This window comes from Emcibacter sp. SYSU 3D8, assembly GCF_039655875.1.
GTDB lineage: Bacteria > Pseudomonadota > Alphaproteobacteria > SMXS01 > SMXS01 > RI-34.
Genome location: NZ_JBBYXK010000003.1, coordinates 209,453 through 229,196, shown reverse-complemented (window position 1 = coordinate 229,196; position 19,744 = coordinate 209,453). Strand labels below are relative to the sequence as shown.

Below are 19,744 nucleotides of genomic sequence, written 5' to 3'. Positions count from 1 at the left end.
TTCGGTCATTACAATCGCCGTAGCGGGAATTACGGCAGACCGGAGCGTTGCAGACCATGGGTATCAAGGCGGCGATTCACCATCTGACGCGCTATCGCTACGTGCGGCCCGTTTCGCTGGGGCCTCAGATCATCCGCCTGCGGCCGGCGCCGCATTCGCACACGCCGGTGCTGAGCTACTCGCTGAAGGTCAAGCCCGAGAACCACTTCGTCAACTGGCAGCAGGACGCCCATTCCAACTGGATGGCGCGCTACGTCTTCCCGGAGAAGGTCACCGAATTCTCCATCGAGGTCGACCTGGTGGCCGACCTGTCGGTGGTCAATCCGTTCGACTTCTTCGTCGAGGAATATGCCGAGCAGCTGCCCTTCGTCCTGCCCGACGACCTGAAAGTGGATCTGGCTGCCTATCTCGAGCCGGAGCCCGCCGGGCCTGAACTGACCAGGTTCCTCCAGACCCTGCCGAAGCACAAGGTGAAGACGGTCGACTTCCTGGTCGAGCTCAATGCCCGGCTGCAGCGCGAAACCCGCTACCTGATCCGGCTCGAGCCCGGTGTACAGGAACCAGAGGAGACGCTGGCGCTGAAATCCGGCTCGTGCCGGGACACCAGCTGGCTGCTGGTGCAGATCCTGCGCAATCTGGGCCTGGCGGCGCGCTTCGTCTCGGGCTACCTGATCCAGCTCAAGCACGACCTGAAAGCCCTGGACGGCCCCTCGGGGACCGATGTGGACTTCACCGACCTGCACGCCTGGGCCGAAGTCTACCTGCCGGGCGCGGGCTGGATCGGCTTCGATCCGACATCTGGCCTGCTGACCGGCGAGGGCCACATTCCGCTGGCCGCCACGCCGCACTACCGCTCTGCGGCGCCGATCGTCGGCGGCGTCGAGCCGGCCGAGGTGGATTTCCATTTCGAGATGAGCGTCACCCGCATCGACGAGCGGCCGCGCATCACCCTGCCGTTCTCCGACGAGGCGTGGGAGCGGCTCGACCAGGTGGGCGAGATGGTCGACCGCGACCTGGAGGCCCAGGACGTGCGGCTGACCATGGGCGGCGAGCCCACTTTCGTGTCGATCGACGACTACCAGTCCGAAGAATGGAACACCGCCGCCGTCGGCCCCACCAAGCGCGACCGCGCCGATGTGCTGATTCGCAGGCTGCGCGAGCGGTTCGCACCCGGCGGCATGCTGCATTATGGCCAGGGCAAATGGTATCCGGGCGAATCCCTGCCACGCTGGACGTTCTCGCTGTTCTGGCGCAAGGACGGCAAGCCGGTGTGGCGCAATCCGGACCTGATCGCCCGCGAGAGCCGGCGCGAGCACGCGGCCACCGAGGACGCGGCACGCTTCATCGAGGACTTCGCCTCACGGCTGGGCCTGCCGCTCGATTGCATCACGCCCGCCTACGAGGATCCGGGCCACTGGATGCTGAAGGAAGCCGCGTTGCCGGAAAACGTGGACCCGTCCAATTCCAAGCTGGAGGACGCCGAGGAGCGGGCGCGCATCGCCCGCGTGTTCGAGCGCGGCCTGACCAAGCCGACAGGCTACGTGCTGCCGGTGCAGCGCTGGAATGCCCGCGCCAGCGGCGGCTGGATCAGCGAGCGCTGGAGCTTTCGGCGCGGCAAGCTGTTCCTGGCCCCCGGCGACAGCCCCATGGGCTACCGGTTGCCGCTGGGGTCGCTGCCCCATGTCTCGGCCGGCTCGTACCCGTATATCCATCCCGCCGATCCGACCATCGAACGGCCGCCACTGCCCGACCCGGAAGTCATCCAGCAGGCCTATCAGCGCGCCGGCTTGCGTGCGCGCGAGCGCGAACGGCAGGTCGAGCAAGTGCCCGGCGGCTCGACCGTACGCACCGCCATGACCATGGAAGTGCGCGACGGCGTGCTTTGCGTGTTCATGCCGCCGGTCGAGGAACTGGAGGATTATCTGGAATTGCTCACCGCGGTGGAGGCGTCTGCCGAGGAACAGCAGATCGCCGTGCACATCGAGGGCTACCTGCCGCCGAACGATCCGCGCCTCAATGTCATCAAGGTGGCGCCGGACCCCGGCGTGCTCGAGGTCAACATCCATCCGGCCGCGTCCTGGACGGAATGCGTCGAGATCACCAAGACGGTCTACGAGGAAGCCCGCCAGACCCGGCTGGGCACCGACAAGTTCATGATCGACGGCCGCCACACCGGCACCGGCGGCGGCAACCATGTGGTGATCGGCGGCGCAACCCCGGGCGACAGCCCGTTCCTGCGCCGGCCCGACCTGCTGAAGAGCCTGATCCTCTACTGGCAGCGCCATCCGTCGCTGTCCTATCTGTTCTCCGGCCTGTTCATCGGCCCTACCAGCCAGGCGCCGCGCATCGACGAGGCGCGCCACGACGGCCTCTACGAGATGGAAATCGCCATGGCGATGACGCCCGGACCGAACGACGCGGAGTCCATCCCGCCCTGGCTGGTGGACCGGCTGTACCGCAACCTGCTGATCGACGTGACCGGCAACACCCACCGGTCGGAGATCTGCATCGACAAGCTGTATTCGCCGGATTCCGCGACCGGACGCCTTGGCCTGATCGAGTTCCGCTCGTTCGAGATGCCGCCCGACGCGCGCATGAGCCTGGCCCAGCAGCTGCTGCTACGGGCGCTGGTGTCGTGGTTCTGGCATCAGCCGCAGACCGGCAATCTGGTGCGCTGGGGCACCCAGCTGCACGACAAGTTCCTGTTGCCTCACTTCCAGTGGGCCGATTTCCTCGACGTCCTCGACGACCTCAACCAGGCCGGCTATCCCATGGACAGCACCTGGTACGAAGCCCAGCGCGAGTTCCGCTTTCCGTATTTCGGCGCCGTCGACTATGGCGGCGTGCATCTGGAACTGCGCCAGGCACTCGAGCCGTGGCATGTGATGGGCGAGGAAGGCGCGCCCGGCGGCACCGTCAGATTCGTCGACGCCTCGATCGAGCGGCTGGAAATGCGGGCCGAGGGCTTCAATCCCAAGCGCCACGTACTGGCCTGCAACGGCCGCCGCATGCCGATGACCGCGACCGGCCGGCACGGCGAGTATGTCGCGGGCGTGCGCTTCAAGGCCTGGCAGCCGTCATCGAGCCTGCACCCGACGATCCCGGTGCACGTGCCGCTGACTTTCGACCTCTACGATCTTTGGAATGGACGGTCGCTGGGCGGTTGTGTCTACCATGCTGCCCATCCGGGCGGCCGCAACTACGAGACATTCCCGGTCAATGCCTATGAGGCCGAAGCGCGCCGCCTGGCCCGCTTCCAGGCGTATGGTCACACGCCGGGCTGGTACTTCCCGGCGCCCGAGAACCGCACCGAGGAATTTCCGATGACGCTGGACCTGCGCCGGCCGCCGGAATAGTGAAGAGGCATGAGCGCCCTGGAACATAATCTCAGCGGAGAAGTCCGAAGACGGGCCCTGCTGCTGGACGGCTACGTCCCGCTGGCAAACGTCCACGACGAGATGATGGATTCGGGCGGCAACGTCCGTCCGCATTGGCAGGATCTGGTCGATTCATTCGCCTCGCTGGGCGTCCCGGAACTGGAGCGCCGGTTCGCGGCCGCCGACCGCCATCTGCGCGATGCGGGCGTGTTCCACCGGGTCTACGGCTCGGACGGGGACGAACGCACCTGGCCGCTCAACCATGTGCCGCTGGTCATCGATCCGGCCGAATGGAAGAAGCTGGAAGCCGGCATCGCCCAGCGCGCCGAATTGCTGGAAGCGGTGGTCGCCGACATCTACGGCGAGGCCAATCTGGTGCGCGACGGTCATCTGCCGGCCGCGGTGGTCGCCGGCAGCGACGACTTCCTGCGGCCGATGGTCGGCCTCGAGCCCAAGGGCGGCCATCATCTGCGGGTCTACGCGGTCGATCTGGGGCGCGGCCCCGACGGCAATTGGTGGGTCCTGTCCGACCGGACCCAGGCGCCGTCAGGCATGGGTTATGCGCTGGAGAACCGGATCGCCCTGTCGCGGTCGCTGCCGGACATCTACCGCTCGATGAATGTGTGCCGGGTCGCCGGCTTCTTCCAGACCCTGCGCGACACGCTGAACGAACTGCACGAGCGCGAGAATGCCCGGGTCTGTCTGCTGACCCCCGGTCCCCTGAACGAGACCTATTTCGAACATGCCTATCTGTCCCGCTACCTCGGATTCCTGCTGGTGGAGGGCGCCGACCTGGTCGTGCGCGACAGCCGGCTGGCCGTGCGCACCGTCGAGGGCGCCCAGCCCGCCGACGTGATCTGGCGCCGCGTGGACAGCGACTTCATCGATCCGCTGGAACTCAATCCCGGCTCCCAGCTGGGCGTGCCCGGACTGGTCGAGGCCGTGCGGGCGGGGCACGCGACGGTGGTGAATTCCATCGGCGCCGGTGTCCTGGAATCCCGCGCGCTGATGGGGTTCCTGCCTGCGCTGTGCCGCCAGGTCCTGGGCGAGGAACTGGCACTGCCCAATGTGGCCACATGGTGGTGCGGCCAGGAACGCGAGCGCAGCCACGTGCTGGAGAATTTCAACGACCTGGCCATCGCCCCGGCGTTCAACACCTCGAGCCTTGGCATTTTCAACGGCAGCCCGATCATTGCCAGCGACCTGGACCGCGCCGACCGCAAGGCCGTGCTCGACGCGCTGAAGCGCCGCAGTGTCGACTTCGTCGGCCAGGAAGTGGTGCGGCTGTCGACCACGCCGGTCTGGACCGGTACGGGGCTGGAGCCGCGCCCCTGCGTGGTGCGCGCCTATGCGGTGCGCACGCCCGATGGCTGGTCGGTCATGCCCGGCGCCTTTTCGCGGGTGTCCGAGCGGCTCGACGAACGCGCTGTCACCATGCAGCAGGGCGGCCGCGCCGTCGATGTGTGGATCCCGGCCGAGGAAGAGACGCCCCAGACCACCCTGCTGACCGAGCCGGACGAGGTGCAGATCACCCGCCGTGCCGGCACCCTGCCCAGCCGCGCCGCCGACAATCTGTTCTGGCTGGGCCGTTACATGGAGCGGGCCGAGGCCAGCCTGCGGCTGATCCGCGCGGTGGCGCAGCGCCTGTCTGACCGGGACGATCTGGACAAGAGGCTGATCGCCCGGCTGCGCGGCGCGCTGGTCGGCCTTGGCGCGATCAAGCTGGAGGAGCGCCAGACGCTGACCAGCGCCGATCTGGTCGCGGCGCTCTACGAGGCCAAGCAATTCGGCACGGCCGCCTCGCTGGTCCGGTCGGCACGCAACGCCGCCTCGGGCATTCGCGAGCGCCTGTCGCCGCAGGCCTGGCGCGAGCTGACCAAGCTGGGCGCGCATCTGGAGCGCCGCCTGCCGCCCACCGCCACCGACGGCGACATCATCGACGCCGCCGAGGAGGCGCTGGACCTGGTGGCGGGCTTTTCGGGTCTCAGCCAGGAGAACATGAACCGGCTGCTGGGCTGGCGCTTCCTGGAAATGGGACGGCGCATCGAGCGTGCCAGTGTCACCTGCTCGGTGGTCGAGCGCTTCATCCGCGGCGAGATCATCCGCGGCGGCCTGGACGTGCTGCTGGAATTCGCCGACAGCCAGATTTCCTACCGGGTGCGCTATGCCACGTCGGCCGGCCGGCCCGCGGTGCTCGACATGGTGACGCTGGATCCCAGCAATCCGCGCTCGATCGCATTCCAGATCGGCGTCATCGCGCGCACCCTTGCCGCGCTGCCGATCCAGCAGGCCGACGGCCTGCCCACGCAGGAGGAAAAGATCGCCGCGCTGCTGGTCGCCGAACTGGCCACCACCGCCGCCGTCGACGTGGACGCGGCCACCATCGGCTGGGTGCGCATGCAGGTGATGAAGCTGTCCGACCTGCTCACCTCCCGGTTTTTCGTGCATGGCAACGTGTCGGTGCGGGGTTGAGCGTGGCCGCCATGCGTTACGACATCAGCCAGACGACGCATTACGAATATGCCAACAACGTGGCGCTGTCGTCGCAGCTGGTCCGGCTGACCCTGGTCAACCGGCCCGGCCTGAAGGTGATCAGCCAGCGGGTCGATGTTGACCCGGTGCCGACGACCCAGCGCGCCTATCTGGACTTCTTCGGCAACGAGAATCTGTGGCTGTCGTTCCTCGAGCCGCACGGCGCGCTGATCATCGAAACCCGCGCATTGGTCGAGCGCGACGCGCCGCCGCTGCCCGATCCCAAGCAGACGCCGGCCTGGGAGGATGTGCGCGCGGCCTGTGCGGCGAACCTCAATCCCGGCCCGGACTCGCCGGTGCATTTCCTGTTCCACAGCCGGCGCGTGTCGCTGGACCCCAAGATCACTGCCTATGCCGCCCGCTCGATGAAGCCGGGACGGCCGATCCTCGAGGCGGTGACCGAGCTGTCCAACCGCATCTATACCGGCTTCGACTATGCGCCCGGCGTGACCGACGTGGCGTCCGATCCGCGCGAGGCGTTCGAGCTGCGCAAGGGCGTTTGCCAGGACTTTGCCCATGTGATGATCGCCGGCCTGCGCGGCCTCGGCCTTGCCGCTGCCTATATCAGCGGCTATCTGCGCACCCGCCCGCCGCCCGGCAAGAAGCGGCTGCAGGGCGCCGACGCCATGCATGCCTGGGTCGCCGTGTGGTGCGGCGACGAGCACGGCTGGATCGAGATCGACCCGACCAATGCCCGCCACGCCGGCAACGACCACATCCCGCTGGCCTGGGGGCGCGACTATGTGGACGTGGCGCCGGTGAAGGGCGTCATCCGCGTCTCCGGCGCCCATACGCTGAAGGCCACGGTGGATGTGGTCGAGATGGAACCCGAGCCGCCCATGGTCATGCCCGCCTAGACCCTGAAAGCACCGCCGCGCGGAACCGCGCAGGCCGCGTGTCCGTTTACCCGGTATCCGCAAACCACCGGTAGCCCCACATGACCGCAAGAGCCGACGCCCCTGCGAAGACGGCCGAGACTGAAGCCCGCGCCAAGCACACGGCGATCGAAATGGCCCGCGCCGCCGCCCCCGGACTTGCCGCGAGAATTGGCAGCACCCCGGCGACCACCTTTCGCGGCAACCCGGACATTTTCGGCCGGCTGGTCGAGGATCATGACCGGCACCGGGCCCTGTTCGCCATGGTCCAGGAGACCGACGGCAAGTCGCCCGAGCGCGAGCGTCTCTTCCGGGAACTGGTCCATGAGGTCAAAGCCCACGCCGCCGCCGAGGAGCAGGCGCTGTGGTCCACGGTCCTGCGCAATCCGGACACCACCGATGATGGACGGCACGCAGTGCACGAGCACAAGCAGATCGACGAGATGGTCGCCGATCTCGCCGCCCGCGACATGGCGACCCGCGCCTGGACCGAGCGCTTCGAGGCGCTCAAGGAGAAATATCTCCACCACATCCGCGAGGAGGAGCAGGAGCAGTTCGTCGCCGCCGAAAAGCACCTTTCCGCCGCCGACATTCGCCACATGAAGGGCGTGTTCGACCGGCGGAAGAAGGAAGAGAAGGCGTCAGTGACGATCGAGGAGAAGATCAGGCTGAAATCCTGACCGCCATCTCGACTTTTCCCATCCGGCGTCCCACTCTCCTTCTCCATGCGACAGGTGGTAAAGGGTATGGTCATCGACCGGGTCCGCGCCGTCTTCAACGACCGCGCCCGCGGCGAGACGCCGGTGCAGCGGCGTGACGACGGCCTGTTCGGCCCCGCCGCCGTCGCCTGGCGGGTGCACGGCGACGTGACCTCGATGATGGTCGGCGGCGTCGCCGCCCTGCTGCTGCAGATGCTGCATCCCGCCGTGCTCGCCGGCGTGTGGGACCACTCCAACTTCCGCCAAGACATGCTGGGCAGGCTGCGCCGCACCGCCCGTTTCATCGCCCTCACCACCTATGGCGGCCCCGAGGACGCCGAATCCGCCATCGCCCGGGTGCGCGCGGTGCATGGCTGCGTCCACGGGACGCTGCCCGACGGCACGCCCTATTCGGCCGGCGATCCGGCGCTGCTGGCCTGGGTGCACGTCACCGAGGCGGTCTGCTTCCTCGACGCCTGGCGCCGCTATGCCGAGCCGGACATGACGCAGGCCGACCAGGACCGCTACTTCGCCGAGGTCGCGGTGGTGGCGCACGGCCTGGGCGCGGACGAGGTGCCGGCGAGCCGGGCGGCGGCCCTTGCCTATATGGAAAGCATGCGGCCCCGGCTGCGGGCCGACAGCAGAACGCGGGAAGTGGCCCGGATTCTGCTCAACAACGCGCCGCAGCACTGGGCGGCGCTGCCGATCCAGCAGCTGACGTTCCAGGCTTCGGTCGACCTGCTGCCGGCATGGGCGCGGCACATGCACGGCCTGCGCCCGTCGACGCTGACGCGCCCCCTCGTCCATGGCGGCACCCGGGGCATCGCCGAAGTTCTCAGGTGGGCGTTCCGGTAGTGCGAGGCCGCAGCCGGTGTTTTCTGCACTCTCCCATGACGTGACTCTGCGAGCGTAGCGAAGCAGAATCACCGAGATTGAAGACGCGATGGATGTAGGACGGAGGGAGTTTTGCATTAGACTTGCCGCTAATTTTCACCGGAAAGGAGCGGACAATGCCTCACGTCATCGTCAAATTGTGGCCCGGCAAGACGCGGGAGCAGAAGGCCGAGCTGGCGCAGGCCATCGCCGACGATTTCGTCCGCCTCCTGGGCTCGAAGGACACATCGGTGTCGGTCGCGTTCGAAGAGGTACCGTCGGACGACTGGATGGCGACGGTGTTCGAGCCCGACATCCTCGGCAAGTGGGACAGCCTGTCGAAGCAACCCGGCTACGGCCCGCGTCCAGAATGAGGGTTGGCAGGCGCTGATGGCCGTCCTATAGCATCGCCAGCGATCAGATCAGGGGAACAATTATGCGCGATGTTGTGATTTGCGAACCGAGGCGCACCGCCGTCGGCGGTTTCGGCGGCTCGTTCAAGGCCACGCCTGTTCATGAACTCGGCACCGCCGTCGTCCGCGACATCATGGCGCGCACCGGGCTCAATCCCGAACTGGTCGAGGACGTGATCTTCGCCAACTGCTACCCGACCATGGACGCGCCGGCGCTGGGCCGCGTCGTCGCGCTGGATGCGGGCCTGCCGATCACGGCGGGCGGGCTTCAGATCGACCGCCGCTGCGGCTCGGGCCTGCAGGGCATCATCTACGCCATCATGCAGGTGGGCACCGGCGGCAGCGATCTGGTGATCGCTGGCGGCGCCGAATCCATGAGCCGGGCGCCGTTCTACACCACCGAGACACGCTGGGGCGTGACCGGCCAGGGCATCATGCTCGAGGACGCGCTGGCGCGCGGCCGCATCACCGCAGGCGGCAAGAACCATCCGGTGGCGGGCGGCATGATCGAGACCGCCGAGAATCTGCGCCGCGAATACCAGGTCACCCGCGAGGAACAGGACGAGCTGGCCGCCCGCTCGCATGCGCGCGCCACGGCCGCCATGGAAGACGGCCGCTTTGCCCAGGAGATCGTCCCGGTCACGCTGAAAACCCGCAAGGGCGACATCGTCGTCGACAAGGACGAGCATGTGCGCCCCGGCACCACGGTGGAGAAGCTGGCGACCCTCAAGCCGATCCGGCTGAAGCAGGATCCGGCCTCGACCGTCACCGCCGGCAATGCATCGGGCCAGAACGACGGCGCCTCGGCCTGCATCGTCACCACCCGCGAGATCGCCGAGCGCGAGGGCCTGAAGCCCATGGCGCGGTTGAAGTCGTGGTCGCTGGCCGGCGTCGGCCCCGAAGTGATGGGCATCGGCCCGGTCCCGGCGACGCAGAAGGCGCTGGAGCGCGCCGGCCTGACCTTGAGCGACCTCGACCTGATCGAGCTCAACGAGGCCTTTGCCGCCCAGGTTCTGGCCTGTACCAAGGCGCTGGGCCTGACCGACACGGACCACGAGCAGCGCATCAACGTCAACGGCTCGGGCATCTCCATGGGCCACCCGGTCGGCGCCACCGGCGGCCGCATCCTCACCACCATGCTGATGGAAATGGACCGCCGCGGCGCCCGCTACGGCCTCGAGACCATGTGCATCGGTGGCGGCCAGGGCCTGGCGGCGATTTTCGAGCGGGTATAGCCTTCGCCGGCCCCGGGCGCCCGGCCGGAACGGCGCACACGGACCGGCTCATCCGGCCTGATTGGGCACCGTTGTTTCCCCTCCGCCGGGCGGGATCAGGATCAGCGTGCGGCCCTCGACGCGCCAGGACGCAAGCTGGGACAGGAAGTTCATGCCCAGGACATCGACATTCCCGATGGCGGGCGAGATGACGACTTTCAGGTCCCGCGCCTCGATGCCGCCGATCACCAGCGTCCCGATTGTACCGGTCTCGGCCTGCACGGTGCCGTTGGCGGTCTTCAGAAGCACCGGGACGATCCCTGCATCCTGATCGATCGAGGCGATTGCTGACGTTTGCCGCGACAGCACGGTGACCGTGGCCCCGCTGTCGATCAGCATGCGCCGCTCGACGCCGTTGATCCGCGCCTGCGCCCAGAAGTGTCCGTCCCGCGCCATGCGGATGCGGACCTCCTCGCCAACCACCTGCTGGCTATCGAGTCCGATCGACTTCGTCAGGCGGGCCAGAGTGGGATCGAACGGCGCCTGCTGCAGCAGCACAAACAGCCCGAAAGCCAGCAGCGCGACCGAAAACAGCGCGCGCAGGACTCGGCCCAGAAAGGGGATTTTGAACAAGATGATGAGCAGCACGGCACCGCCTGCCGCATAGAGTGCGAGCCGCTGCCATTCGGGGTAGGTCGAAATATCCATCGTGCGACATCAACGACTGCGGTGGTCATTTGATCCCTCGCCGGGACCTGATCCGCAGAATGGATGGGCAGGTCCCTTATCCTCGGTCGAATGACACGTGCAATTCCTTCAGCCCCCTCAATACAAACCCCGGATAGTGCGTGAAATCGTTCCTGCCCGGCGTCAGCCGTAAGTTCGGCAGGCGAGCGATCAGCCGCTCGAACGCGATCACCAGTTCCATGCGGGCGAGCGGGCCGCCGGGGCAGTGGTGCTCGCCCTGGCTGAAGGCCAGGTGCTTGCCGGCGTTCTCGCGGTCGATGTCCAGCTGGTCGGGGCATTTGAAGACGTCGCCGTCGCGGTTGGCGGCGCCGAAGCGGATGTGGACGGTCGAGCCCTTCGGGATCGGCACGCCGCGGATTTCGGTGTCGCGGGTGGCGATGCGGTACAGGCCCTGGGTCGGCGATTCGAAACGCAGCACCTCCTCGGCGAAGTTCGGGATCTTCGACGGGTCGGCCCGCAGCGCGCCATACACCGCCGGGTCGCGCAGCATCAGCCACAGGCCCGACGCCAGAGTGAACGTCGTGGTCTCGTTGCCGCCCACATACATGTTGTCGACGATCGACGCGATCTCGTGGTCGGTCAGCGGGCGCTCGCCCTCGTAGCGCGCCTGCACCAGATGGGTGATGACGTCGTCCCTCGGCTCCTTGCGGCGCGCGTCGGCGGTGCGCCTGATGTAGTCCTGGAAGGCGACGCCCTGGCGGGCGACCTCCAGCTCCTGCTCCAGGGTCAGGCCGCGCATGAAGGGCAAGGTCCAGGCGGTCGACCATTCCTTCAGCTGGGGGATGTCCTCCAGCGGGAAGCCGATCATCAGGGTGATGATCCGCACCGGCAGCGGCACGGCGAAGTCCCGGATGAACTCGATCTCCCCGGACGCGGCGAAGCCGTCGATCAGTTCGTCAACCGTTTGCTCGATCATCGGCTGGGCGCGGCGCAGGGTGGTCTTGCTCAGCAGGTCCTTGTCGATCAGCACCCGGTATTTCTTGTGGTCGGGCGGGTCCATGCCCAGCAGCGGCCAGCGGGCGCGGCCGGTGTCCTTGCCGAGGCCGTGATCGATGTAGTACTGGCGCGCCTCGGGATGCTCGATGAGCTGTTCGCCGCCGTGGATTTCCGGCTGGTTGGAGAAGGTCTCCGGGTCGCGGATGACGGCGAGGACGTCCTCGTACTTGCAGATCACATAGGTGTCGCTGCCGGGGATGCGGTAGACCGGCGCCTGCTCGTGCAGCGCCCGGTAAGCGGGAAACCAGTCCGCCTGGGTCTTCGGGTCGTAGAGGTCGATCGAGTCGATAGTCACCTGGTCCTCCTGCCACCATAGTCCGCCCCGCCGGCGCGCCGCCTATTCGATGGGCCGGCGGTCGTCGAGAAGGTCGTCCGTGCCGGCCTCCGCGCGCTCCTCGGACACCATCTGGGCCACGTGGGAGTCGGGGGCGGTGTCGCCCGGCGCGGCGGATGTCACCGGCGGCGTCGCTGCAGGCCGTAAGGTCTTCTCGGGCGCCGTCGTCGCGGCCGCCGGCAATTCCACGCCCTTGTCGAACCGCAGGCGGTAGATCGGTTCGGGAAGGGCGAACCCGGCACCCTCGAGCACCGACTTGGCGGCCTGGATGGCGAGGCTGCGCCCCTTCAGGAAGTCGGTTTGCGTCTGGTCGATCCATCCGTAGAACCGCAGTACGATATTGGAGTCACCCACCTTCTGGATGATCGCCGTGGCCGGCGGATTGCCGAGCACGAAGGGCAATGCCTTGACCGCCTCCAGCCCGACCGCCATGCCCTGGATCGGATCGTCCTCGGCGTCGATGCCCAGTTCGAACTCGAAGCGGCGTTCGGGATTGCGCGTGTAGTTCAGGATCACCGCCTTGAACACGACCGAGTTGGGAATGCGCAGATGGTTGCCGTCGAGGGTCATCAGGATGCTGGCGCGCGAGGTCAGCCGCACCACGCGGCCTTCATGTCCTTCGATCACCACATGGTCGTTGGCACGGAACGGCTGGCGCAGGCTGAGCATCAGGCTCGACACGTAATTGTCGACGGTGTCGCGCACCGCGAAACCGATGGCGATGCCGATCACCCCGGCGCCGCCCAGCACCGCGCCCAGCAGGGCGGTGGCGCCCAGCACCTCCAGCGCGGCGATCAGCCCGACAACGATGGACACGAAACGGACGAAGGTGGCGGCCAGCTCGGCGAGGAACGGATTGGGCGTGATCCATCGCCAGAACCGGCCGACCGAGGCGAGAAGATAGCCCGCGGCCCCGATCAGCAGCCCCAGGGCGATGGCGACGCCGATCAGCGGCAAGGCACGGAACAGGCTGCGGACATCCTGGCTGATCTGGTCCAGCGTCGGGGCCAGATTGGTATCGAGGTCGAGGTCGCGCCGCAGGTCGTTCTGCACCGTGACCACGCCGGAGACGCGCGCGGCGATCGCCTCGGCGCGCGCCACATCCGCCTGACTCGGCACCATGCCGGATAGCGTGACGACGCCGGACGACACCCGCACCTCGACCGCGCCAAGGGCGTCGATCTCGGCAAAGATGCTGCGGATCCGGCCGGCGATGTCGGCGTTTTCCGACGCGGCGGTCGTGGTGGCGATCGGCGAGGGTTGCGGCGCCGGCGCGGCAACGTCCTCCTGTGTCCACCCCGGCGCGGGGAGCACGATCAGCAGGACGGCGGCAAGGGCAAGGCTCTTGAGCGTCTTCATGTCACAACGATAACGGCATTGGCCGCGCCTGCAAGCGGGCGCGTTCGGCTGACAGCGCGTATTCGGGGCATTCAGATCAGCGCGCCATCGGCTCATATGGCAGGCCCGGTGCGCGCTTCACCGTCACCCTGCCTGCCCCGGATATTTCCGCCCCAGCCAGTCCAGCATCGCCCGGGTCACTTCCTCGGGATGTTCCTGCTGGATGCAGTGGCCGCAATCCTCGACCCGGTAGCGTTCCACATCGTCGATATACTGCTCCATGTCGTCGCCGAAGCCCGGCGGCACGGCCGGATCGTCGGCGGCCTGGATGTAGAGGCAGGGGACGCGGATTTTCTGTTCCACATCGGCGGTGCTCTCCCAGTTCCAGCTCCAGTTGCGGTACCAGTCGATGGTCGAGGTGAAGCCGGTCCGCCGGTAGGTGTCGATATAGACCTGACGTTCCGCGTCGCTGAGGAAGACGCGGCCGGGGCGCGGGTCGATGCGCTTCTGGATGGTGCGGTTACGGTCTTCCTTGGGCAGCGCCTGGTATTCGGCGTAGCTGCGCGTCAGCTTGCGGAACTGGTTGGTGAAGATGGCCTCGACGTTGGTCAGCATGGCCTCGTCGGCGCGCCTCGAATCCTGGAAGTCGCAGATATACCAGTCCGGCCCCCACGCCTCGCGCATCACCTGTTCGGGGTCGCGGCGGCTGCGCGGGAAGAACGGCGCGCCGGCGCCGATCACCCCGGCAACGCGGCCCGGATGCAGCAGCGCCATCTGCCAGACCATGATGCCGCCCCAGTCGTGGCCGGCGAACACCGCCCTGTCATGGCCGAAGGCGTCGAGCAGGCCGGCCATGTCGGCGGTGAGGTGGTGGATGTCGTATTCGCGGATCACGCAGGGCTTTTCGGTCAGGCCATAGCCGCGCTGGTCCGGCGCCATGGCGTGATAGCCCGCCTCGCCCAGCGCCTTCAGCTGGTGGCGCCAGGCGTAGGCGAGTTCAGGCCAGCCATGGGCCAGCACGACAGGCGGGCCGTCCTTCGGGCCAGCCTCGTAGACCGCCATGCGGATGCCATTGATAGTGATGAAAGTCGGTTCCGGAAAGACTACCGGCATGGTGCGCTCCTCTCCCCAGGATGCGCCATGGTATGCGGCCAGGATGCCGGCAGTCACGGGCGCATTTTGGCACGGGCGCATTTTGGCGCGCGTGCAATTGGCAGCGGCGCCGGGTTACTCTCGATCCGGATCAGACAGGGAGAACGAGATGAAGGCGCTGGCAGCGGTCGTGCGGGAAGCGAAGGGCGATTTCGTCATCGAGGAAGTGGACGTGGACGATCCGCGTCCCGACGAGGTGCTGGTGCGCATTGTCGCCAGCGGCATCTGCCACACCGACATCGCGGTGAAGAACCAGGACATCGCCATTCCGTTGCCCATGGTGCTGGGCCACGAAGGGTCGGGCGTGATCGAGAAGGTCGGCAGCGCGGTCACCCATCTGAAGGTGGGCGATCACGTGGTGCTGAGCGGCGACAGCTGCGGCCATTGCCACAGCTGCCTCGAGGCCAAGACCGCCTATTGCGACGAGTTCGTGGACCGAAACCTGATGGGCCTGCGCGGTGACGGCAGCTCGCCGCTGAACCAGCACGGCCAGCCCTTGCGCGGCCGGTTCGTGGGCCAGTCGTCGTTCGCGACCTGGTCGCTGACACCGGCGCGCAGCGTCAACAAGATCCCGTCCGATTTGCCGCTGGAGCTGATGGGGCCGCTCGGCTGCGGCCTGACCACCGGCGCGGGTACGGTACTGAACGCGCTGCGGCCACCTTCCGGCTCGTCCGTCGCCGTGTTCGGCGTCGGGACAGTCGGTCTGTCAGCGATCATGGGGGCGAAGCTGGCTGGCTGCGCGACCATCATCGCCGTCGATGTGCGCCGCTCGCGCCTCGACATGGCCGCCGAGCTGGGCGCGACCCACTGCATCGACGCCAGCAGCCAGAATCCCGTTTCCGAGATCCGCAAGATCACCCGGCGCGGCGCGGATTTCTCGGCGGAATGCTCGGGCGTGCCCGTCGCCGTGCGCCAGGCGGTCGACTGCCTCGCCCGCCCCGGCTGGTGCGCCCAGGTCGGCGCCACACCAGGCGGCATCGAGATTCCGTTCAGCATGGACAATATCGGCCTGGGCCGCGGCATCAAGGGCGTGGTGATGGGCGACAGCGTCACCCAGACCTTCGTGCCCTATCTGGCCGAGTTGTGGCGCAACGGGCAGCTGCCCTACGACAAGTTCGTGAAATATTACGACTTCGCCGACATCAACCAGGCGGTGCACGACAGCGCCGTGACCGGCGAGGTGATCAAGCCGATCCTGAGGATGTAACCCCAGCCCGGATCGGCTCGCCGCCGCGACAACGCCTGCCTCAGCGCCTATATCATGCGTGTCCGGCATCGGCCGGACCCGCTGCCGCAGACCTTGCCATATACCCCCCAGGGGTATATATGAAGGCAGGAAAGCCAGGAGCAGGTTACCGCCATGAAAAAAGCTCATACCCATAGCGATCACGGCGCGCACGGCGCTGCGGCCGAGAGTCGTGTCGTGAAGGATCCGGTATGCGGCATGAATGTCGATCCTGCCACGGCGAAGCATTCGGCCATCCACAAGGGCGAGGCCTTCCACTTCTGCTCGGCTGGTTGCAAGACCAGGTTCGAGGGCGACCCGGAGAAATATCTGTCCCCCGCGCCGCCGCCAGCGCCGGGCGACGAGCACGCCGTCTACACCTGTCCGATGCATCCCGAGATCCATCAGGAAGGTCCAGGCGACTGCCCGATCTGCGGCATGGCGCTCGAGCCCATGGTGCCGACCGGGCACACACCGCGCAGCGCGGAAATGTCCTATATGGCCCGCCGCTTCTGGCTGGGCCTGGTGCTGACCCTGCCGCTGTTCGCCCTGGAGATGGGCGGCCACCTGCTGGGCTGGCACGGACTGATCGACATGCCCACTTCGGGCTGGATCCAGTTCGGACTGGCGACGCCGGTCGTGTTCTGGTCGGGCTGGCCGTTCATCCTGCGCGGCTGGCGCTCGGTGGTGGGACGGCACCTCAACATGTTCACGCTGGTTGCGCTGGGCACGCTGGTCGCGTGGGTCTACAGCACCATCGCGCTGGTTTTCCCGGACATCTTCCCGGCCACCTTCCGCGACCACAACGGATCGGTCGCGCTCTATTTCGAGGCCGCCGCCGTGATCACGGTACTGGTGCTGGTCGGGCAGGTGCTGGAGCTGCGCGCCCGCGAACGTACCTCGGGCGCCATCCGCGCCCTGCTGGGACTGTCGCCGCGCACCGCACGGCTGCTGAAGCCCGATGGCAGCGAGGATGAGGTCGACATCGCCGAGATCGCCCGGGGCGACAGCATTCGCGTGCGGCCCGGCGAGAAGGTGGCGGTCGACGGCGTCGTCACCGAAGGCCGCTCGGCGGTCGACGAATCCATGGTGACCGGCGAATCCCAGCCTGTCACCAAGGAGCCTGGCGACAAGGTGATCGGCGGCACGGTCAACCAGAGCGGCGCGATCACCGTTACCGCCGAGGGCGTGGGTTCGGACACCGTGCTGGCCCGCATCGTCGACATGGTGGCGACCGCCCAGCGCAGCCGCGCACCGATGCAGCGGCTTGCGGATTCCGTGGCCGCCTGGTTCGTTCCCGCCGTGATCGGCGTGGCCTTCGCGGCCTTCGTCGCCTGGTCGATCTGGGGACCTGATCCGCGGGTGCCGCACGGCCTCGTCGCCGCCGTCACCGTGCTGATCATCGCCTGCCCATGCGCGCTCGGACTCGCGACGCCCATGGCGATCATGATCGGCGTGGGCCGAGGCGCGCAGGCGGGCGTGCTGGTCCGCGACGCCGAGGCGCTCGAGCGCATGGAGAAGGTGGACACCGTGGTGGTCGACAAGACCGGCACGCTCACCGAAGGCCGGCCGGGCGTCAGCAGCGTGGTCACCGCGGCCGGCGTCGACGAGGACGACCTGCTACGGCTCGCGGCCGGGCTGGAGCGGCCCAGCGAGCATCCGCTTGCCCGCGCCATCATTCGCGCTGCCGAGGATCGCGGCCTCTCGATTCCACCGGTCACCGGCTTCGACAGCCCGCCGGGCAAGGGCGTGCTGGGCACGGTGGAGGGGCGGAAGGTCGCCATCGGCAACGCCGGTTTCCTCGCCGAGCAGGGCGTCGAGACGTCGCACCTGGCCGAACAGGCCGACCGGCTGCGCGATCATGGCGCGACCGCCGTATTCGTGGCGCTTGACGGCCGCGTCGGCGGCGTCATCGCCATCGCGGACCGGATCAAGCACAATGCCAGGTCCGTGGTCGAGGGCCTGCACCGGCAGAACATCCGCATCGTCATGCTGACAGGCGACAACCTGACGACGGCAAGAGCCGTGGCGGACAGCCTGGGCATCGACGAGGTCCACGCCGAGGTGCTGCCCGGCGACAAGCAGGCGCTGGTCGACACGCTGAGAGCGGAAGGCCGCGTGGTTGCCATGGCTGGTGACGGCGTCAACGACGCGCCGGCGCTCGCCGCCGCCGACGTGGGCATTGCCATGGGATCGGGCACCGACGTGGCCATGGAGAGTGCCGGCATCACCCTGCTGCAAGGCGACCTGTCCGGCATCCTGCGCGCGCGCCGCCTCAGCCGGGCAACCATGCGCAATATCCGCCAGAACCTGTTCCTGGCCTTCGTCTACAACGCCCTGGGCGTGCCGCTGGCGGCGGGCGTGCTGTACCCGCATTTCGGCATCCTGCTGACGCCGATCTTCGCCGCCGCGGCCATGTCGCTCTCGTCGGTCAGCGTGATCGGCAACGCGCTGCGGCTGCGGCGGGCAACGCTCTGATTCTGTTTGTCGTCCCGGCCATCGCGGGAACGGCAAACAGACGAGCGTCGGGCGTCCGTCACCTATCGCGTCCCCTGGGCCGGAAGCCCAGGCACATCACGCTGGCCGCCACCGCCGAGGCGGCGAGCGCCAGATAGGACGGCGCGTAACCGCCCGAGCCTTCGCGCAGCCAGCCGAACAGGACCGGTCCGGCCGCCGCCAGCACATAGCCGCCCGTGAGGCTCATGGCCGACAGCCGGCGCAATGCATCGGGCCTGTCCTCGTAGTCGACCGGCAGCATCAGCGAGAGGGGAAACATGGCGCCCGTGGACACGCCGACGCAGATCATCCACGTCCAGGGCGCGGCCATGGGCGCGAACGCCAGACCCGCGCAGCCGGCGGCGCCCAGCGCCACCGAGCCGATCAGCTGCCAGCGCCGGTCGCCCGCGTGGCGCGCGAACCATGTCACGCCCAGCGACGCCGCCATCTGGGCAAGCGACAACACCAGCAGCAGGGTGCCGGTCTGGCCGCTCGACCAGCCCGCCTCGGCATAGGTCGGCGGAATCCAGGTCAGGGTGGTGTAGAACATGGCCGACGACATGGCCGCGAACAGGGTGATGCGCCAGGCCATGCGGCTGCGCATGGGAAAGCCGAAGCGGGGCCCGGCGTCGCTGGCGGCCTGCTTGCGCACGCCCGCCACCACCAGCCAGAGCAGGGCGCCGGCAAGCGCCGGTGCCGTCCACCAGGCAAGTGCGGCGGACCACGAGGCCGACAGGCCCGGCGTCAATACGGCGGCTAGACCCGCGCCCGCGGTCATCGCCGTGGCCTGGACAGCCATTACCAGTGCCGCGGAATCGCCGAAGCGCCGCTTGGCGATCTCGGGCAGCAAGGTCTGCGCCGCGGCGATCCCCACGCCGCACAGCGCCGCCGACAGATAGAGGACAACCGAGAATTCGGCCAACCGCGCCAGCGCCCCGGCACCCACCAACAGGACAGAGGCAAGGACCACGCGCTCGCTGCCCTGGCGCCCCGCCAGCAGGGCGGCGAAGGCGGGCACGATGCCCATGAGCAGCACGGGAATGGTGGTGACGAGACCTGCCGCAGCGTGGCTGAGACCCAACGCGGTGCGGATGGTGTCGAGCAGCGGTGGAACGGAACTGATGGCCGGCCGAAGATTGGCGGACACCGCCACCATGGCAATCAGCAGCAGCCAATTCGCGCCCTGTCGGCCCATCGGCCATCACCCCCTGTGCTGGGGCGATAGCTAATCCATCCGGCCGCAGGCCGATACGGAAAAGTGCCCGCTACCCCTTCACAGGCGGCGCCGCGCTGCCGCCGAATACATAGATGATGAGGGCGAGGGCCGACACCAGCGCGATGAGGAAGAACAGCGCCATCCAGCGCCGGCCGCTGGTCCGCTCGTAGAGCCGGCCCTGACGGGCCTCTTCCCCGGTCATCACCGGCGGATCCTCAGGATGGAGATTTGAATCGTCGAGTTCCTTGGTCATGCCCC

Annotated in this window: 15 protein-coding genes; 9 read left to right on the top strand and 6 right to left on the bottom strand. The window is 67.9% G+C overall.

Annotated elements, in window-relative coordinates; genetic code table 11:
- The first annotated feature begins 56 nt into the window (after positions 1-56).
- From WJU21_RS12170 to WJU21_RS12140, 7 genes are all read left to right on the top strand, one after another.
- Complete coding sequence (locus WJU21_RS12170) at positions 57-3,356, top strand: transglutaminase family protein (RefSeq protein WP_346323706.1); 3,300 nt, start codon at positions 57-59, stop codon at positions 3,354-3,356.
- 9 nt (positions 3,357-3,365) lie between these two features.
- Positions 3,366-5,849, top strand: a complete 2,484-nt coding sequence (locus WJU21_RS12165; RefSeq protein ID WP_346323705.1) for a circularly permuted type 2 ATP-grasp protein — start codon at positions 3,366-3,368, stop codon at positions 5,847-5,849.
- 11 nt (positions 5,850-5,860) lie between these two features.
- Complete coding sequence (locus tag WJU21_RS12160) at positions 5,861-6,766, top strand: transglutaminase family protein (RefSeq protein WP_346324061.1); 906 nt, start codon at positions 5,861-5,863, stop codon at positions 6,764-6,766.
- Positions 6,767-6,846: 80 nt separating this feature from the next.
- Positions 6,847-7,464 carry a hemerythrin domain-containing protein gene (locus WJU21_RS12155; protein ID WP_346323704.1) on the top strand — a complete coding sequence of 206 codons (618 nt, stop codon included), beginning with the start codon at positions 6,847-6,849 and terminating at the stop codon, positions 7,462-7,464.
- Positions 7,465-7,530: 66 nt separating this feature from the next.
- A complete protein-coding gene (locus tag WJU21_RS12150) occupies positions 7,531-8,337 on the top strand; it encodes an oxygenase MpaB family protein (protein ID WP_346323703.1) in 807 nt (268 codons plus the stop codon).
- A gap of 155 nt (positions 8,338-8,492) precedes the next feature.
- On the top strand, positions 8,493-8,729 hold the full coding sequence (locus WJU21_RS12145) for a tautomerase family protein (protein WP_346323702.1): 237 nt from the start codon (positions 8,493-8,495) through the stop codon (positions 8,727-8,729).
- A gap of 62 nt (positions 8,730-8,791) precedes the next feature.
- Entirely contained in the window at positions 8,792-10,003 is a 1,212-nt protein-coding gene (locus WJU21_RS12140) for an acetyl-CoA C-acetyltransferase (RefSeq protein WP_346323701.1), read from the top strand.
- A gap of 48 nt (positions 10,004-10,051) precedes the next feature.
- Here WJU21_RS12140 and WJU21_RS12135 read toward each other — a convergent pair whose 3' ends face one another.
- From WJU21_RS12135 to WJU21_RS12120, 4 genes are all read right to left on the bottom strand, one after another.
- Positions 10,052-10,690, bottom strand: coding sequence for a TIGR02281 family clan AA aspartic protease (locus WJU21_RS12135; protein WP_346323700.1), 639 nt, complete (start codon positions 10,688-10,690; stop codon positions 10,052-10,054).
- A gap of 76 nt (positions 10,691-10,766) precedes the next feature.
- Positions 10,767-12,020: a cytochrome P450 gene (locus WJU21_RS12130; protein WP_346323699.1), complete on the bottom strand. Its 1,254-nt coding sequence runs from the start codon at positions 12,018-12,020 to the stop codon at positions 10,767-10,769.
- Between the two features lie 42 nt (positions 12,021-12,062).
- Complete coding sequence (locus tag WJU21_RS12125; RefSeq protein ID WP_346323698.1) at positions 12,063-13,418, bottom strand: mechanosensitive ion channel family protein; 1,356 nt, start codon at positions 13,416-13,418, stop codon at positions 12,063-12,065.
- A 123-nt stretch (positions 13,419-13,541) separates the two neighbouring features.
- On the bottom strand, positions 13,542-14,510 hold the full coding sequence (locus tag WJU21_RS12120; protein ID WP_346323697.1) for an alpha/beta hydrolase: 969 nt from the start codon (positions 14,508-14,510) through the stop codon (positions 13,542-13,544).
- Between the two features lie 148 nt (positions 14,511-14,658).
- Between WJU21_RS12120 and WJU21_RS12115 the strand changes: the two genes are divergently transcribed.
- Positions 14,659-15,756 carry an NAD(P)-dependent alcohol dehydrogenase gene (locus tag WJU21_RS12115; RefSeq protein ID WP_346323696.1) on the top strand — a complete coding sequence of 366 codons (1,098 nt, stop codon included), beginning with the start codon at positions 14,659-14,661 and terminating at the stop codon, positions 15,754-15,756.
- Positions 15,757-15,909: 153 nt separating this feature from the next.
- Complete coding sequence (locus WJU21_RS12110; RefSeq protein WP_346323695.1) at positions 15,910-18,252, top strand: heavy metal translocating P-type ATPase; 2,343 nt, start codon at positions 15,910-15,912, stop codon at positions 18,250-18,252.
- 58 nt (positions 18,253-18,310) lie between these two features.
- On the opposite strand, the gene WJU21_RS12105 is transcribed toward WJU21_RS12110, so the two are convergent.
- Both WJU21_RS12105 and WJU21_RS12100 read right to left on the bottom strand, forming a co-directional pair.
- Entirely contained in the window at positions 18,311-19,465 is a 1,155-nt protein-coding gene (locus WJU21_RS12105) for an MFS transporter (protein ID WP_346323694.1), read from the bottom strand.
- Between the two features lie 70 nt (positions 19,466-19,535).
- A complete protein-coding gene (locus tag WJU21_RS12100; RefSeq protein ID WP_346323693.1) occupies positions 19,536-19,739 on the bottom strand; it encodes a hypothetical protein in 204 nt (67 codons plus the stop codon).
- Positions 19,740-19,744 lie beyond the last annotated feature (5 nt).